The organism is Carboxylicivirga litoralis, from assembly GCF_025499605.1.
In the GTDB taxonomy this organism is placed as follows: Bacteria; Bacteroidota; Bacteroidia; order Bacteroidales; family Marinilabiliaceae; genus Carboxylicivirga; species Carboxylicivirga litoralis.
In genome coordinates this window covers 1-390 of the sequence record NZ_JAFMVC010000140.1, presented here as the reverse complement: position 1 = coordinate 390, position 390 = coordinate 1, and the positions used below count along the sequence as shown (strand labels likewise).

Annotated in this window: 3 tRNA genes; all 3 read left to right on the top strand. The window is 47.9% G+C overall.

What is annotated here, in order from left to right:
* Position 1 precedes the first annotated feature (1 nt).
* The 3 genes from J1N10_RS21130 (at position 2) to J1N10_RS21120 (ending at position 389) form a co-directional block, all read left to right on the top strand.
* Positions 2-88 (top strand) — tRNA-Leu (locus J1N10_RS21130).
* A gap of 132 nt (positions 89-220) precedes the next feature.
* Positions 221-293, top strand: a tRNA-Gly gene (locus J1N10_RS21125).
* Positions 294-302: 9 nt separating this feature from the next.
* Positions 303-389: transfer RNA gene (locus tag J1N10_RS21120), tRNA-Leu, on the top strand.
* Position 390: the final 1 nt, after the last annotated feature.

Genomic DNA, 390 nt, shown 5'->3' with positions numbered 1-390 from the left:
TGCCCGAGTGGTGGAATTGGTAGACACGCAGGACTTAAAATCCTGTGGCCATTAGGCCGTGCGGGTTCAAGTCCCGCCTCGGGTACCAATCTAGATTATCTAGAACCACAAGTGCTTAAAACAAATGTTTTAAGCGCTTTTTTTTTGAATTCTCTGATACGCAGAGAATATTTAAATTACTGAAAGTAGGATGTCGAGTAGAATTGACAGAATACATATTGCGAAAATAGCTCAGTTGGTAGAGCACGACCTTGCCAAGGTCGGGGTCGCGGGTTCGAGTCCCGTTTTTCGCTCACAAGGATGCCCGAGTGGTGGAATTGGTAGACACGCAGGACTTAAAATCCTGTGGCCATTAGGCCGTGCGGGTTCAAGTCCCGCCTCGGGTACCAA